The sequence below is a fragment of the Halomonas sp. 11-S5 genome (genome assembly GCF_029889825.1).
Lineage (GTDB): Bacteria > Pseudomonadota > Gammaproteobacteria > Pseudomonadales > Halomonadaceae > Halomonas.
Genome location: NZ_JARANW010000017.1, coordinates 30,167 through 45,272, shown reverse-complemented (window position 1 = coordinate 45,272; position 15,106 = coordinate 30,167). Strand labels below are relative to the sequence as shown.

11 protein-coding genes and 1 pseudogene are annotated in these 15,106 nt (G+C 70.1%); all 12 read left to right on the top strand.

From position 1 onward, the window contains the following. Positions 1-69: 69 nt before the first annotated feature. The gene (locus OP497_RS12170) at positions 70-1,695 is read left to right on the top strand and encodes a BCCT family transporter (RefSeq protein WP_280548748.1); all 1,626 of its coding nucleotides are present in this window, start codon (positions 70-72) and stop codon (positions 1,693-1,695) included. 94 nt (positions 1,696-1,789) lie between these two features. Then, entirely contained in the window at positions 1,790-1,966 is a 177-nt protein-coding gene (locus OP497_RS12165; protein ID WP_280548746.1) for a hypothetical protein, read from the top strand. Between the two features lie 60 nt (positions 1,967-2,026). Next, a complete protein-coding gene (locus tag OP497_RS12160) occupies positions 2,027-2,971 on the top strand; it encodes a cobyrinic acid a,c-diamide synthase (protein ID WP_280548744.1) in 945 nt (314 codons plus the stop codon). Between the two features lie 46 nt (positions 2,972-3,017). Next, positions 3,018-4,202 (top strand): toxic anion resistance protein, encoded by a 1,185-nt coding sequence (locus OP497_RS12155; RefSeq protein WP_280548742.1) that lies wholly within the window; start codon positions 3,018-3,020, stop codon positions 4,200-4,202. 89 nt (positions 4,203-4,291) lie between these two features. Next, a complete protein-coding gene (locus OP497_RS12150; protein WP_280548740.1) occupies positions 4,292-5,596 on the top strand; it encodes an ATP-grasp domain-containing protein in 1,305 nt (434 codons plus the stop codon). Between the two features lie 58 nt (positions 5,597-5,654). Then, entirely contained in the window at positions 5,655-7,685 is a 2,031-nt protein-coding gene (locus OP497_RS12145) for a CocE/NonD family hydrolase (protein ID WP_280548738.1), read from the top strand. Positions 7,686-7,693: 8 nt separating this feature from the next. Then, the gene (locus OP497_RS12140; protein WP_280548736.1) at positions 7,694-9,088 is read left to right on the top strand and encodes an MFS transporter; all 1,395 of its coding nucleotides are present in this window, start codon (positions 7,694-7,696) and stop codon (positions 9,086-9,088) included. Positions 9,089-9,122: 34 nt separating this feature from the next. After that, positions 9,123-9,647 carry a TIGR02281 family clan AA aspartic protease gene (locus OP497_RS12135; protein WP_280548734.1) on the top strand — a complete coding sequence of 175 codons (525 nt, stop codon included), beginning with the start codon at positions 9,123-9,125 and terminating at the stop codon, positions 9,645-9,647. Between the two features lie 51 nt (positions 9,648-9,698). Beyond that, a pseudogene (locus tag OP497_RS12130) lies at positions 9,699-9,803 on the top strand (YhjD/YihY/BrkB family envelope integrity protein); the annotation flags it as partial. Positions 9,804-9,835: 32 nt separating this feature from the next. Next, positions 9,836-10,882, top strand: a complete 1,047-nt coding sequence (locus OP497_RS12125) for a nitronate monooxygenase (protein WP_280548732.1) — start codon at positions 9,836-9,838, stop codon at positions 10,880-10,882. Positions 10,883-11,059: 177 nt separating this feature from the next. Next, on the top strand, positions 11,060-12,772 hold the full coding sequence (locus OP497_RS12120; protein ID WP_280548730.1) for a VRR-NUC domain-containing protein: 1,713 nt from the start codon (positions 11,060-11,062) through the stop codon (positions 12,770-12,772). Then, on the top strand, positions 12,769-15,105 hold the full coding sequence (locus tag OP497_RS12115; RefSeq protein ID WP_280548728.1) for an ATP-dependent DNA helicase: 2,337 nt from the start codon (positions 12,769-12,771) through the stop codon (positions 15,103-15,105). The genes OP497_RS12120 and OP497_RS12115 overlap by 4 nt, the downstream gene beginning before the upstream one ends. Position 15,106 lies beyond the last annotated feature (1 nt).

The following is a 15,106-nucleotide window of genomic DNA, read 5'->3' as shown; positions in this document are numbered from 1 at the left end:
TTTCCCGGCTCTGAAAGCAGGCTCTGACAGCATGGTGCCCGATCGAGAACACGGAACAAGGAGTCATCGATGGCCAGTCATGGCGGACAGCGCGTCTTTATCGCCTCGCTGGGGATCACCCTTGCCATTGTTATCGCGGCGGCGGCTTTCCCGGAGGCGGTTGGGGGGTTCGCGGCGTTCGCCCTTGATGGCACGACGCGCCTCTTTGGCTGGTTCTACCTGTTCACGCTGTTCAGCGGTGTGGTCCTGCTGGGATGGCTGGCCCTGGGGCGCTACGGCAAGATTCGCCTGGGCCCTCAGGACAGCCGGCCGGATTATGGCTTCTTTTCCTGGATCAGCATGCTGCTGGCCGCGGGCTTCGGCGTGGGGCTGGTGTTCTACGGCATGGCCGAGCCCATGACCCACTACATCGATCCGCCCTACGGCGACGTGCCCGCCGAGAGCATCGCGTCGGCGCGCCATGCGATCCAGTTCAGCTACTTCAACTGGGGAGTCCACCAGTGGGCGGCCTTCTCGGTGGTGGGGCTGATCATCGCCTACTTCCAGTTCCGCAAGGGGCAGGCCGGCCTGGTCTCCTCGGTGCTCTCCTCGGTTACCCCACAGGACTCCCGGTTTCGCCCCTTTATCGGCTGGCTGGACGTCTTCGCGGTGGTGGCCACGGTGATGGGCGTGGCCACCTCCCTGGGGCTGGGCGTGCTGCAGATGAACGGCGGGCTCAACGCCGTCTTCGGCCTGCCCGAGAACACCCTGTGGCAGTTCATCATCCTGTTCGTGATGTTCCTGGCCTACATGGCCTCGACCTGGGCCGGTCTGGACCGGGGGATTCGGCGTCTCTCCAATCTCAACATGATCCTGTGCATCGGCCTGATGCTCTACGTGCTGGTCACCGGCCCCACGGTGGCGATCCTGGAAACCATTCTTCTCGGGTTTGGCGACTACCTGCAGAACTTCATCGGCATGAGCCTGCGCACCACCCCCTACAGCAACGACGCCTGGGCCCAGGAGTGGACCCTGTTCTACTGGGCCTGGGCCATTGCCTGGTCGCCCTTCGTCGGCACCTTCGTGGCACGGGTCTCGCGCGGGCGCACCATCAAGGAGTACGTGGTGGGCGTACTGCTGGTGCCGCCGCTGCTGGCCTGCCTGTGGATCGGCGTGTTCGGCGGTGCCGCCATCAACATGGAGCTTGGCGCCGACGTGGGCCTGGCCGCGGCCACCCAGGACAACATCACCGTGGCGCTGTTCGAGATGTTCGAGCTGATGCCCTTTTCCGGGGCGCTGTCGGTGGTGGCGATGCTGCTGATCTTCATCTTCCTGGTCACCTCCGCGGACTCCGCTTCCTATATCGTGGCGCAGATGACCGACGCCGGCTCCATCAATCCCCCGCTCTTCAAGCGTGTGATATGGGGCGTGCTGATCGCCGCCATCTGTCTGACGCTGATCGTTGCCGGTGGCCTGACCGGGCTGCAGTCGGCCTCGGTCCTCTCGGCGCTGCCCTTCTCCCTGGTGCTTTACGGGATGGCGGCCGCGCTGATCCGAACGCTTCAGCGCGATCATCGCTCCCTGCTCACCCAGCTCTATCGCCGCCATGGCGAGACGCCGGTGGGGGCGGATGCCTTCGAGGCCGAGTCCCTGGGCGAGGAGGAGCGCCTGCGCCGGGCGCCGCCCGGCGTGGTCAAGCGGCGCATCAAGCGCTGAAGCGGGCCATCGGCGGCTATCGAGGCCGTGGCAGTGGCCAGCCGCCGCGGCAGGCCGTAAGCTCAGGGAACAATGGTGAAATCGGACTTCGACCATGACCCTCATCCGCACCGGCCGCGGCGCTCCCCGTCGCGGTGCCACCCGTCGGCGCCAGCGGCGCCGGCTCGACTGGGCCGGCTTCGATAGCTGGCTCGACCGGGTGGTGGTCGTGGCGGTGAGCATCGCCCTGCTGGTGGGCGTCGTGGCCCTGCTCCTCACCCTGCTGCTCTAGTCACTTGCTGTGCCTCTAGTGCCGTGTTTCTCCTCTGACGGATAAAGGATGGTCAGCCCCATGCTGGGATTCCTCCAGGGATTTTCCTATGGCCTCTTCCTGACCTGCCTGCCGTGGCTGCTGGTGGGTCTGGCCAATCCGCGCCTGGCCGTGCCGGTCGAGCCGCCCGGCCGCCTGCAGGTCATCCTGCGCTACGCCCTGGTGGTGCCCTTCATCAGCATGCTGCTGTGGCTGACCTCGCTGTGGGGCGGCTTCGGGCCGACCCTGACGGGCTGGCTGGCGGGGCTGGTGGCGGTGCCGGTGGCGCTGCCGCTGGAGCGTCGGCTGCGCGGCTGGCTCGCGCGGCGGCGTGAGAAGCGCCGGCAGGCGGCGCTGGCGGCCGAGGCCGCGCGGCGCCGAGCACAGCAGCAGCGTGACGCCCACGAGGCCGACCTGGCGGTGCTCGACCCGGCACGGCCGCCGGCGGATGCCGACGATCTGGTGCTGGCCCTGTGCCGGGTCAAGCAGGGGCTGGTCGACGCCCGCCGCCCCGACCTGGCGGTCCAGGCCGACCGCGTCTACAGTCGTTACCGCCATGTGCTGGGCGTGCTGGGGAGCCGTTTCGACAGCGGCGAGCTGGCCTTCGCCCGCGCCCGGGGGCTGGTGGTCGAGGTCTGCCGCACCGTGGTGGATACCCTCGACGCCATGGCCTCCCAGGCTCGCGGGGTGGCGAACGTGGACGGTGACTTCGTGCGGCGCCGCCTGAGTCGCGAGGGCCGGCAGCTGGGGGCGCAGGAGCGTGCCGCCCTGGTGCGGCGGCTGGAGCTGCTCGAGGAGACCGAACGGGGGCTGCGCGAGCTGGCCGCGCGCAACGAGTCGGCGCTGACCGTCCTCGACGACACGGCCGTGTCCATGGCGCGCATCGAGACCGGGCGCCCGCAGGCCTCGGTCACTACCGAGCAGGCGCTGGAGGAGCTGCGCCGCTTTGTCTCCCGTGCCGACCGCTACGGGCGTGGCAAGCCCTGAGGTCGGCCCTTCTACACGCCCAGACCCGATCCTTCGAGAGGTATCCATGACCCAGCAACCCGAACGCGACTCCCGCCTGTCGCTGCCACCGGTGGAGGAGATCGCCCGCCAGCTGGACGGCAGCGCGTCGGACGGTGGCGATGACGACCCGTCGTTGGCGGCCCAGGCCGATGCCTTCGTCGACGAGCTGGTCGCCGGCGGCGATGCCGAGGCCCTGGCGCGCCAGCGACGCGCCATCGATGAGCTGGGGCTGGAGCTGCAGCAGCAGGCCGCCCACCAGAGCGCCATGCTGCAGACCCCGCTGCGCCAGCTGGCCCACCACGGGGATGAGGGCGGTCCGGTGGCCAGGGCGCTGGGCGACCTGCGCGGCCGGATGCAGGAGCTGGACCCCGCCCGACACCGCCTGTCACCGGGCCCGCTGGATCGCCTGCTGGCCCGGCTCCCGGGGGCCGGCAGCCGCCTGCAGCGCTACTTCCGCAAGTTCGAGACCGCTCAGCAGGCGCTGGATGCGATCATCGCCGACCTGGAAGGGGGGCGCGACATGCTGCATCGCGACAACCTCACCCTAGGCGATGACCAGCAGTCCCTGCGCGAGAGCCTCGTCCAGCTGGAGCGCCAGGTCGCCCTGGGGCGGCGGATCGACGAGCGGTTGCAGGCCGCCATCGTCCGCCGCGACGAAAACGACCCCCAGCGGCGCTTCCTCGAGGAGGAGCTGCTGTTCCCGCTGCGCCAGCGCATCGTCGACCTGCAGCAGCAGCTGGCGGTGAGCCAGCAGGGCGTGCTGGCGCTGGAGGTGGTCATCCGCAACAACCGCGAGCTGATGCGTGGCGTCGACCGCGCCATCAATGTTACCGCCTCGGCGCTGACCGTGGCGGTCACAGTCGCCTTGGCCATCGCCAACCAGCGGCTGGTGCTGGATCGCGTCGAGGCGCTCAATGCCACGACCTCGGAGATGATCGGGGGGACCGCGCGGGCGCTGCGCCAGCAGGGCGTGGACATCCAGCAGCGGGCCTCGTCGGCGATGCTCGACATGCAGGCCCTGGAGCAGGCCTTCGGCGAGGTGATGGGGGCCATTGACGACCTGTCCCGCTATCGCCGCGAGGCCCTGCCGCGGCTGGACGACCAGATCGAGCGGTTGGCGGCCCTGGCCGGCCGGGGCGGCGAGGCCATCGATCACCAGCTCCGCGGCCGCGAGGGAGAAGACGCCATCGGGCGCGACCGACACGGCTGACCCTTCAACCAACGCGCGCACTCAACGCGCGCACTGGACTATGCTGCTCGAAGGTGCCGGGTCCGGTGCGCGATATAAGGGGTAGAACGATGACCGAGGTCAAGAATATCTTCGTGGTGGGGCTCAACGACTTCAACCGCCAGCGGCTCGAGACGCTGCACGGTGCCGGACAGTGGCGATTCCACGGGGTGATCGCCCCGGAAGCGGTCTATGATACCGAGGAATTCGACATCGACGCCATGCTGGCAGAGGCCACGGCGCAGCTCGAGGCCTTCGAGGGCTCGGTCGACGCCATCGTCGGCTACATGGATTTCCCCGTCTCGACCATGTTGCCGCTGCTCTGTGAACGCTTTGGCACTCGTAGCACGTCGCTGACGAGCCTGCTCAAGTGCGAGCACAAGTACTGGAGTCGTCGCGTTCAGCGCGAGGTGATTCCCGACCACATTCCGGGCTTTACCGCTTTCGACCCTTTCGATGACGAGGCGATGACGCACATCGGCGAGGCAGGGCTCTACTTCCCCTTCTTCGTCAAGCCGATCAAGTCCTCCGGCTCACGGTTGGGCTTTCGCATCGACACCCCAGAGGACTTCTATCAAGCTATCACGGAGTTACGCGAGTCGATCGGCACCATTGCCGATCCCTTCAATATGGTGCTAGAGCAGGCGCAGCTGCCGCCGGAAATCGCCGCCGTGGACGGCCACTTCTGCATGGCCGAGGAGATCATCGGCGGCTGGCAGTGCACCGTGGAAGGCTACGTCTACAACGGCGAAGTGGTCAGCTACGGTATCGTCGATTCGCTGCGCTATCCCCAGGTGCTGAGTTTCTTCCATTACCGTTACCCGTCGGGGCTGCCCGAGGATATCCAGAGCTCCATGGTCGAGCTCACTGACAGAATCATGACCCATATCGGCTATGACAATGCCGCCTTCAACATCGAGTACTTTTGGGATGAGGTGCAGGGGCGCATCTGGTTGCTGGAGATCAACACCCGCATCTCCCAGTCGCATTGTGACCTCTTCGAGAAGGTCGATGGGGTCAGCAACCAGCAGGTGACCATCGACCTTGGGCTGGGCCAACGCCCCGACATGCCCCATCGCGAAGGGGCCTTCCCCATGGCGGCCAAGTTCTTCCACAGGGTATTCTTTACCGATGCGGTGGTGACACGAGTCCCCACGCCGGAGGAGGTCGCCACACTCGAGGTCGACTTCCCCGGTTGCCAGATTGCCGTACAGGTGGAGGAAGGGCAGCGGCTCTCCTCCTTGCCCGAGCAGGACGCCTACAGTTTTGCGCTGGCGCATGTCTATCTTGGTGCGGCATCGGCCGAGCAGTTGCTCGCGGATTTCGACCGTCTGGTGGCGCGACTGGCCTTCGAGTTCGACGACATCCAGGGCTGAGCACGGCCGGCCTGGAGCAGGCTTCAAGGGACTTTGAAGAGACAAGGAGAGCAGGACCATGCGTATCGTCAACGACTTTCCCCGCCGGATCATGGAGGAGGAGACCTGGATCCCGTTGCCCGATGGCAGCCGCCTGGCGGCGAGGATCTGGCGGCCGGTGGACGCCGAGATCCATCCCGTGCCGGCGATACTGGAGTACCTGCCCTACCGCAAGCGCGACCTCACCGCCGAGCGCGACATGCAGAGCCATCCCTACTGGGCGGGGCACGGCTATGCCGGGGTGCGGGTCGACATCCGCGGCACCGGCGAGTCCGACGGCGTGCTCACCGACGAGTACCTGCCCAGCGAGCTCGAGGACGGCCTGGTGATCCTCGAATGGCTCGAGGCCCAGCCCTGGTGCACCGGTGACGTCGGCATGATCGGCATCTCCTGGGGCGGCTTCAACGGCCTGCAGATCGCGGCCCTGCGTCCCCCCCAGCTCAAGGCCGTGATCACGATCTGCTTCACCGACGACCGCTACGCCGACGACATCCACCACATGGGCGGCTGCCTGCTGGGCGACAACCTCTCCTGGGCCTCGACCATGTTCGACGGCAATGCCTGCCCGCCCGACCCGGACCTGGTGGGCGAGCGCTGGCGCGAGATGTGGCTCGAGCGCCTGGACGGCAGCGGCCTGTGGCTCGCCCAGTGGCTCGAGCACCAGCGCCGCGATGACTACTGGAAGCACGGCTCGGTATGCGAGGACTACTCGCGGATCCAGTGCCCGGTCTATGCCGTCAGCGGCTGGGCCGACGGCTACTGCAACGCCGTCTTCCGGGTGCTGGAGGGGCTTTCGGTGCCGCGCAAGGGGCTGGTCGGCCCCTGGGCCCACAAGTATCCGCACCTGGGCGTGCCGGGGCCGGCCATCGGCTTCCTGCAGGAGTCGCTGCGCTGGTGGGACCAGTGGCTCAAGGGCATCGATACCGGGATCATGGACGAGCCCATGCTGCGCGTCTGGATGCAGGAGTCGGTGCCGCCCTCGGCGCGCTACGAGGAGCGTCCCGGGCGCTGGGTCGCCGAGCCCGACTGGCCATCACCGAACATCCTGGCCGACGCCTTCCGGCTCACCGAGGGGCACGACCTGGTGCCGGAAGGCGAGGGGGGCGAGGACGACGAGGCGGTTCTGGATATCCGCTCGCCCCTCTCGGTGGGGCTCTATGCCGGCAAGTGGTGCTCCTACAATGCGCCGCCGGACCTCCCCCACGACCAGCGCGACGAGGATGGTGGCTCGCTGATCTTCCAGACGGCACGCCTCGAGGCGCCGCTGGAGATCTGCGGGTCGCCGCTGGTGGAGCTCGAGCTCTCCGCCGACCAGCCGGTGGCCATGGTGGCCCTGCGCCTCTCCGATATCGCCGAGGACGACAAGGCCACCCGGGTCTCCTACGGGCTGCTCAACCTGACCCACCGCGACAGCGACGAGCATCCCGAGCCGCTGGAGCCGGGGCGACGCTATCGGGTCAGGATCCCGCTCAAGCACATCGCCCAGCAGTTCGCCGCAGGACACGCCATCCGCCTGGCCCTCTCCACCAGCTACTGGCCGCTGGCCTGGCCGGCGCCGCAGCCGGCTCGGATCACCCTCTGGCCCGGCGCCAGCCGGCTGGTGCTGCCGCGGCGCGAGCCACGCCCCGCCGAGGAGGCCCTACTGCCCGCCTTCGCCGAGCCCGAGGGCGCACCGGCGCTGGCCAAGACGCTGCTGCAGCCGACCCAGGAGACCTGGCAGGTGATCCGCGACCTGGCCCAGGATCGCACCACCCTGGAGGTGATCAACGACGAGGGGCGCTACCGGATCGACGATATCGACCTGGAGATCGCCGCTCGGGTCACCGAGCGTTATGCCTACGCCTACGGCAGCTACGACAGCGTCAGCGGCTGGACGGAGTGGCAGCGCAGCTTCAAGCGCGGCGACTGGGAGGTCAGCACCCTGACCCGCACCCTGCTGACCAGCGACGCCGATAACTTCCGCATCCGGGCCACCCTGGACGCCTGGGAGGGGGATACCCGGATCTTTGCGCGCACCTGGGACGAGACGATCCCCCGCGATCTCGTCTAAGGTCCCGTATGAGCCCGATCCCCGCCGCCGTGCCGATGACACCGCGCGCCTCGCGCAAGGAGATCCTCGGCTGGGCGATGTTCGACTTCGCCAACCAGGCCTATACCCTGCTGATCATCACCGTGGTGTTCGGCGAGCTGTTCACCACGGTGATCGTCGGCGACCGCGGCGACGGCTACCGCTTGGCCAACTTCCTGTGGAGCCTGGCGCTGGCGGTCAGCTACCTGCTGGTGGTGGTGACCGGCCCGCTGTGCGGGGCGGTGATGGACTACCAGGCCGCCAAGAAGGGCTTCCTGTTCGTCAGCTACCTGGCCACCGTGGCCACCACCGCCATGCTCTACTTCGTGGCGCCGGGCTACGTGGTGCTGGGCCTGACGCTGATCGTGGTCTCCAACTACGCCTACTCCATGGGCGAGTCCTTCATCGCCGCCTTCCTGCCGGACCTCGGCCCGCCCGAAGACCTGGGCAAGATCTCCGGCTTCGGCTGGGCGCTGGGCTACGTGGGCGGGCTCTTCGCGGCGGGCTTCACGCTGGTGGCGCTGGGCGAGGCCACGGCCGAGAACTTCGAGCGCATCCGCTGGGTGGGGCCCTTCGCGGCGGGCTTTTTCCTGGTCACCGCCATCCCCACCTTCCTGTGGGTGAAGGAGCGCGGCACGCCCCAGCCGCCCGGCAAGCCCTACCGCGAAATCGCCCTGGCGCGGGTCTCGACGACCCTGCACGAGCTGCGACGCTTCCGCGACCTGGGCATTTTCCTGGTCTCGCTGATCTTCTCCATGGCCGGCGTCTACATCATCATCGCCTTCGCCTTCATCTACGGCGCCCAGGTGATCGGCTGGGACACGTCGGTGCGCAACATCATGTTCATCATCGTGCAGGTCACCGCGGCGCTCGGGGCGCTGGGCTTCGGGTTCATCCAGGATCGCATCGGCACCCGGGTCACCTACCTCTTTACCCTGGGGCTCTGGGTGGCGGCGATACTGGCCATCTGGGCCACGCCGGAGGTCACCGCCTTCCTGCATGCCCGTGCCGGGCTCGACTGGGAGGCCCAGCACCTCTTCCTGGTGGTGGGCTGCCTCGCGGGGCTCTCGCTGGGCTCCAGCCAGTCCGCCAGCCGCGCCCTGGTGGGGCTCTTCTCGCCGAGCCGCAAGGCCGCCGAGTTCTTCGGCTTCTGGGGCCTGGCCAACAAGCTCGCCGGGGTGATCGGCATCATTGGCCTGGGACTGCTGCAGTCGCTGGTGGGGCTCAAGGCGTCGATCCTGCTCTGCGCGGTGCTCTTCGCCATCGCCATCCTGGTCTGTCTCTTCGTCGACCAGGCCCGGGGCCAGCAGGCGGCCCGTGACTGGGATATCCGCAACCCTCGCCAGGACGCCCTGGCTCCGAGGCGGAATCCCCCTGTGGCATGATGCTCGCAAAGGGCAGACGCCGGGAGGGAAGGTCATGAGCGAGGAGCGTGCCACACGTCGTGCGGGGCTGGGCATGATGCTGCTGTTCTGGGTGCTCTTCCTGGGGGGCGGGGCCTGGTGGTTCCACGGCTACCTGGAGGCGCAGCGCAACCCCAATGCCCACCTCGCCAATGTCGCGGTGGGGGAGGGTGAGCCGGTGGTGCTGGAGCGCAACCGCGCCGGCCACTTCGTGGCCACCGGGCGCATCAACGGGCAGCCGGTGGAGTTCCTGCTCGATACCGGCGCCACCTATGTCGCGGTCCCGGCCGAGATGGCCGAGCGGCTGGGGCTCGAGAGTACCGGCAGCGCCTGGTTCAACACTGCCAACGGTCGCGTGCGCGGCGAGCTGGCTACCCTCGAGACGGTGAGCCTGGGCGGCTACCAGGCCCGCGACGTGCGCGGCTCGATCAGCCCAGGCCTCACCGGCGAGGCGGCCCTGCTGGGCATGAGCTTCCTCGACCGCTTCGACATCGAGATCCGTGATGCGCGCATGGTGCTGCGCCCGGCGGAGCGGCCCTGAGGTGGTCACGGCGAGACCCAGCGTCGCGCCCTCTGGCAGCGCGGCCTCGGCCAGCTCTACGGCTCCCTTGGCGCGGTGGTGGTGTTGATGCTGTGGTTCTGGCTGTCGGCCTTCGTCGTCTTGCTCGGCGCCCTGATCAATGTGCAAATGGGGCGATCCCCCTCCGCCGACCCCGAGGCCCAGACCCCATGATGACATTGCGGCAACGCCTTCAGATCGACCTTCCCATCCTCCAGGCCCCCATGGCGGGCGCCCAGGGCAGTGAGCTGGCCATTGCCGTTGCCCGTGCCGGCGGGCTCGGGGCCCTGCCCTGCGCGATGCTCTCGCCCGAGGCCATGGCGGAGGAACTCGAGACCCTGCGCGCCGCGACCTCGGGGCCGGTCAACGTCAACTTCTTCTGCCACACGCCGCCCGCACCCGACCCCGAGCGGCTGGGGCGCTGGCATGCGGCCCTGGCACCCTGGTATGCCGAGTTCGGCCTCGACATCGAGGCGGTGCCGGCCGGGGCCGGGCGGCGTCCCTTCGACCATGCGGCCTGCGACGCCCTCGAGCCCTTCCGTCCGGAGGTGGTGAGCTTCCACTTCGGCCTGCCGGCGCCTGAGCTGCTGGCGCGGGTCAAGGCCTGGGGCGCGACGGTGCTCTCCACGGCCACCACGGTCGAGGAGGCGCGCTGGCTCGAGGCCCGCGGCGCCGATGCGGTGATCGCCCAGGGGCTCGAGGCCGGCGGCCATCGCGGGCTCTTCCTGACCGAGGACCTGACCACCCAGATGGGGACCCTGGCGCTGCTGCCCCAGGTCCGCCAGGCGGTGGACCTGCCGGTGATCGCCGCCGGCGGCATCGCCGATGCCCGGGGCGTGGCGGCGGCACTGGCGCTGGGCGCCGAGGCCGTCCAGGTGGGCACCGCCTTCCTCTGCTGTCCGGAATCCCGCGCCTCGGCCATCCATCGCCGGGCGCTGATGAGCGAGGCGGCTCGCCATACGGCCCTGACCAACCTCTACAGCGGCCGCCCGGCCCGGGGCATCGTCACCCGGCTGATGCGCGAGCTCGGGCCGATCAGCGAGGTGGCGCCGGCCTTCCCGCTGGCCACCGCCGCCATCGCCCCGCTGCGGGCCGCCGCCGAGGCGCAAGGGAGTGGCGACTTCTCGCCGCTGTGGGCCGGGCAGAACGCCAGCCGCTGCCGCGAGGTTCCCGCCGCCGAGGTGATCGCCGATCTCAGTCGAGGCGTAATTTGCTGAACATGATTCGGGGCTCCGGGGACAGGCCATAGAGGAGGTCCTACGCCAGGGATGGCGTCGGTAGCGCCCAGGGACGGGTTCACAGCGCCTCCTCGACGGTCCGGCGCTCCGGGGCCTGTCCCCGGGTCAGCCCCGTGGAACAGTGAGTTGGCTGGTAAGGGCTGATACCATGGATGCATGAACAGTATGCCTGCCTCCGCGTCGGCCACCGCCCCCCTGGACGACCCGCGCTACTACCTGGCGAACTTCCGCTTCGTGCTGGCGTGGGTGGCCGAGCGCCACGGTGACCTGCTGGACGCGGCCGAGCACGGCTTCCTGGCGGACTTTGCCGCCCTGCCCGAGGCTTCGCAGGCGCTGCTGGTGCGCATGGTGATGCGCAAGGGCGAGCACTTTCGCACCTCGCGCCTGGGCTATCCCGAGATCGGCGACACCGCGGCGGCGCTCGCGCCCCTGGTCGAGGAGGGCCTGGTCGAGGCCGCTCCCGCGCTCGGCCTGGCGGAGCTCTTCCGCCAACTGCGCCTACCCGAGCTGCGTCGTGCCCTGGCCGGCGAGATCGCCGCCGCGGGGCTGCCCGCCGCCACCGGCAAGGCCGCGCTGTTCGAGGCGCTGGCGCCGCGGCTCACCGAGGCTCGCCCGCTCTCCGGCTGGTGGCCCGCGGCGCCGGACCGCGTCGTGCGACTCGCCGTGATGGCGAGCTGCGACCGGCTGCGGCTGATGTTCTTCGGCAACCTGCACCAGGACTGGGCCGAGTTCGTGCTGACCGAACTCGGCCTGCAGCGCTTCGAGCGGGTGGCGATCACCGCCGACTCTCGGGCCTTCAGCTCTCGTACGGAGGTGGATGTCTACCTGGCCCTGCACCGTCTTCGCGAGCGGCTCGAGGCCGGGGAGGCGGTATCGGTATTACAGGCCGAGCTGCCTGCGCCGCTGGCCGACAACGCCTGGCTGGCGACGCGGCATCGGCGGCTCTGCGTGGCGCTGGGGCGCCAGGCGGAGCGGGAGGGGCAGGGCGAGCCGGCCCTCGCCCTCTATGCCCAGGCCGGCTGGCCGGACGCGGGCCATACCGGCATCGTCGAGGCGCGCATCCGCCACCTGCGCCTGCAGGAGCGCCGCGGGGAGCACGCCGCGGCCCTGGCCCTGGCCGAGCCCCTGGCCGAGGCTCCGGCCAGCGAGGAGGAGGCCCAGGCGCTGGGACGGCTGGTGCTGCGGCTGCGTCGCCGGCTGGGGCTTTCCCTGCCGGCGTCACGCCGCGAGCCGGCCCCTCGACAGTGGACCCTGACCCTGCCGCCCGGCCCGGTGGAGGCCGCGGTGCGCGACTACCTGCACCGCGATGCGGCACCGGTGTATTACGTGGAGAACAGCCTGCTCACCGGGCTCTTCGGCCTGCTCTGCTGGGAGGCGCTCTTCGCGCCGCTGCCCGGTGCCTTCTTCCACCCCTTTCACCACGGCCCGGCGGATCTGTACCGCGAGGACTTCGTGGCCCGCCGCCGCGAGCGCTTCGATGCCTGCCTGGCCCGGCTCGACGTTGGCAGCTATCGCCAGGCGATCCGCGCCACCTGGCGGGCGAAGCAGGGGCTGGCCTCGCCCTTCGTGCACTGGGGGGCGCTCGATGAGGCACTGCTCGAGCGGGCGCTGGCCTGCCTGCCGGCCGCCCACCTGCGTGCCTGCTTCGAGCGCCTGCTCGATGACCTCAAGGCCAACCGGGCCGGCCTGCCGGACCTGATCCAGTTCCTTCCCGAAACCCCGCAGGGCGAGCCACGCTACCGGTTGATCGAGGTGAAGGGCCCCGGCGACCGGCTGCAGGACAACCAGCGGCGCTGGCTGGCCTTCTTCCATGCCCGGGCGATCCCCGCCGCGGTCTGCCATGTGCGTTGGGGGATGGACGGCGAATGAGCGGGGAGACGGGCTATCGCGTGGCGGTGCGCACGCTGTGCGATTTCACCGCCCGGGAGGGGGACCTGGACTACCGCTTCACCCCGGCCCCCAGCGCCCGGGAGGGCATCGCGGGCCATGCCCTGGTATCAAGGCGGAGGGGCGAAGGATACGAGGCCGAGCTGCCGCTCTCCGGCGCCTTCGAGGGGCTCAAGGTGGGCGGCCGCGCCGACGGCTTCGACCCGGCGGCCAACCGCCTGGAGGAGGTCAAGACCCACCGCGGGCGCCTGGAGCGTATGGCCGACAACCAGCGGGCCCTGCACTGGGCGCAGGTCAGCGTCTACGGCGCGCTGCTGTGTGCCGAGCGTGGCCTGACCTCGTTGACCCTGGCGCTGGTCTACCTGGACATCACCACCGGTCGCGAGACCGTGCTGACCCGCGAGGCGAGCGCCAGCGAGCTCTCGGCCTTCTTCGCGACCCAGTGCCGGCGCTTCCTGGCCTGGGCGGCCCAGGAGGCCCGGCATCGCGAGCGGCGTGATGCCGCGCTCGGCGAGCTCGCCTTTCCCCACGACCGTTTCCGTCCCGGCCAGCGCGACCTGGCGGAGAGCGTCTACAAGGCCGCCAGCACCGGCCGCTGCCTGCTGGTCCAGGCCCCCACCGGCATCGGCAAGACCCTCGGCACCCTCTTTCCGCTGCTCAAGGCCATGCCCCGCCAGGGGCTCGACCGCGTCGCCTTCCTGACCATGAAGACGCCGGGACGCCGGCTGGCGCTGGATGCCCTGGCCGCCCTCGGTGGCGGGGAGGGGGCTGCCGGAAGCCCGGACGCCGGAAGCCCGGACGCCGGAAGCCCGGACGCCACGCCCCAGCCGCTGCGGGTGCTGGAGCTCACCGCGCGGGACAAGGCCTGCGAGTATCCCGACCGGGCCTGCCACGGCGAGGCCTGCCCGCTGGCGGCGGGCTTCTACGACCGGTTGCCGGCGGCGCGCCAGGCCGCCGTGGCGGGTGGCTGGCTGGACCGCGAGGCGCTGCGCGCGGTGGCCCTCGACCATGGCGTCTGCCCCTACTACCTGGGGCAGGAGCTGGCCCGCTGGTGCGACGTGGTCGTCGGCGACGTCACCCACTGGTTCGATGCCAATGCCCTGCTGCATGGCCTCGCCCGGGCCAACGACTGGCGCCTGGGCCTGCTGGTGGACGAGGCCCACAACCTGGTGGAGCGGGCCCGGGGCATGTACAGCGCCGAGCTGGACCAGCGCCGCCTCGCCCGGCTGCGCCGTGAGGCCCCCGGGGCCCTGGCGCGTCCCCTGGGGCGCCTGGCCCGGCAGTGGCAGGCGCTGGTCCGGGAGGCGGGGATGAGTGAGGCCGGCGCGCCGGGCAGACCTGGCTACCGGGTGCTCGACGGCCTGTCCGACGGGATGGTCGCGGCCCTGCAGGGGGTCGCCAGCGCCATCACCGAGCACCTGGGCGAGCACCCCGACCAGGCCTCCCTCGCGCTTCAGGAGCTGCTCTTCGAGGCGCTGGCCTTCACCCGCCTGGCGGCCTCCTTCGGCGACCACTCGCTGTGCGACCTGGCCCGTCATGGCCGCGGTCGGGCCGTGCTGGGGCTGCGCAACCTGGTGCCGGCGGACTTCCTGGCGCCGCGCTTCGCGGCGGCGCAGTCTGCCGTGCTCTTCTCGGCGACCCTGAGTCCCGCCCACTACCATCGGGACCTGCTGGGCCTGCCGGTCGCCACGGTGTGGTGGGAGGTCGCCTCGCCGTTCGCCGCCGAGCAGCTCGAGGTGCGCATCCGCGCCGATATCTCCACCCGGCTGCGCGACCGTGAGGCATCGCTTTCGCCCATCGTCGCCGAATTGGCCGAGCAGTACCGCCGCCGGCCGGGCCACTACCTGGCCTTCTTCAGCAGCTTCGTCTACCTGGAGGCGGCCCTGGCACGGTTGCAGGAGGCCCATCCGGAGATTCCCGTGCGCGCCCAGACCCGCGGCATGCGCGAGGCCGCACGCGACGCCTTCCTGGCCGGTTTCACGCCGGGCGGGCAGGGAATCGGCTTTGCGGTACTCGGCGGGGCCTTCGCCGAGGGCATCGACCTGCCCGGCGAGCGGCTGATCGGGGCCTTCATCGCCACCCTGGGCCTGCCGCCCTTCGACCCCTTCAACGAGGCTCTCAAGGCGCGGCTGGCGGCGCGCTTTGGTCGTGGCGACGACTACGCCTACCGTATCCCCGGGCTGATCAAGGTGGTGCAGGCGGCGGGCCGGGTGATCCGCGGCCCCGACGACGAAGGCACGCTGGTGCTGATGGACGACCGCTTCGCGCGGCGCGAGGTGCGGGCCCGGTTGCCGGGGTGGTGGGCGGTGGAGTGAT

What these genes read in the sequence shown, in the direction of transcription:
- OP497_RS12150 (WP_280548740.1), top strand. Translation starts at nt 4,292, where the DNA reads ATGACCGAGGTCAAGAATATCTTCGTGGTGGGGCTCAACGACTTCAAC.
- OP497_RS12160 (WP_280548744.1), top strand. Translation starts at nt 2,027, where the DNA reads ATGCTGGGATTCCTCCAGGGATTTTCCTATGGCCTCTTCCTGACCTGC.
- OP497_RS12155 (WP_280548742.1), top strand. Translation starts at nt 3,018, where the DNA reads ATGACCCAGCAACCCGAACGCGACTCCCGCCTGTCGCTGCCACCGGTG.
- OP497_RS12120 (WP_280548730.1), top strand. Translation starts at nt 11,060, where the DNA reads ATGAACAGTATGCCTGCCTCCGCGTCGGCCACCGCCCCCCTGGACGAC.
- OP497_RS12145 (WP_280548738.1), top strand. Translation starts at nt 5,655, where the DNA reads ATGCGTATCGTCAACGACTTTCCCCGCCGGATCATGGAGGAGGAGACC.
- OP497_RS12140 (WP_280548736.1), top strand. Translation starts at nt 7,694, where the DNA reads ATGAGCCCGATCCCCGCCGCCGTGCCGATGACACCGCGCGCCTCGCGC.
- OP497_RS12125 (WP_280548732.1), top strand. Translation starts at nt 9,836, where the DNA reads ATGATGACATTGCGGCAACGCCTTCAGATCGACCTTCCCATCCTCCAG.
- OP497_RS12170 (WP_280548748.1), top strand. Translation starts at nt 70, where the DNA reads ATGGCCAGTCATGGCGGACAGCGCGTCTTTATCGCCTCGCTGGGGATC.
- OP497_RS12135 (WP_280548734.1), top strand. Translation starts at nt 9,123, where the DNA reads ATGAGCGAGGAGCGTGCCACACGTCGTGCGGGGCTGGGCATGATGCTG.
- OP497_RS12115 (WP_280548728.1), top strand. Translation starts at nt 12,769, where the DNA reads ATGAGCGGGGAGACGGGCTATCGCGTGGCGGTGCGCACGCTGTGCGAT.
- OP497_RS12165 (WP_280548746.1), top strand. Translation starts at nt 1,790, where the DNA reads ATGACCCTCATCCGCACCGGCCGCGGCGCTCCCCGTCGCGGTGCCACC.